At 62.1% G+C, this 496-nt stretch carries 1 protein-coding gene; it reads right to left on the bottom strand.

The window, feature by feature from the left end; genetic code table 11:
• Window positions 1-496: AAA family ATPase (locus J5M58_RS26405; protein WP_207880301.1), on the bottom strand; the 496-nt coding region annotated here is incomplete at both ends.

The raw sequence follows: 496 nt of genomic DNA, 5'->3' as shown, positions 1-496 counted from the left end.
GCGTGATTTCGGCAATGCGCTCGCAGTCCAGGTCGTTCTTGTAGACGATCTTGTGCAAGTGCACCTTGAGAATCGCCAGGCGACCTTTGCGGTCGGGCCTGTCGATGAGAATCTGCCGATCGAACCGTCCTGCGCGCAGCAGCGCCGGGTCCAACACTTCGGGGCGGTTGGTTGCCGCCAGCAGCACGACGCCTTCGCGCGCGTCAAAGCCATCCAGTTCGGCCAGCAGTTGATTGAGCGTTTGCTCCTTCTCATCATTGCCGCCAAGGCTGCCAAGCCCACGCATCTTGCCCAAGGCGTCCAGCTCATCGATGAAGATGATGCAAGGCGCCGCCTGGCGTGCCTGGTCGAAAAGATCGCGAACCCGCGCAGCGCCCACGCCCACGAACATCTCGACGAACTCCGACCCGGAAATGGAAAAGAACGGGACCGCCGCTTCGCCAGCAATGGCCTTGGCGACCAAGGTCTTGCCGGTACCGGGAGGACCGACCAGCAA

Origin of the sequence: Pseudomonas sp. 32_A (genome assembly GCF_017490905.1) — a bacterium.
Classification (GTDB): domain Bacteria; phylum Pseudomonadota; class Gammaproteobacteria; order Pseudomonadales; family Pseudomonadaceae; genus Aquipseudomonas; species Aquipseudomonas inefficax.
This window is presented reverse-complemented; position numbering and strand designations above follow the sequence as displayed.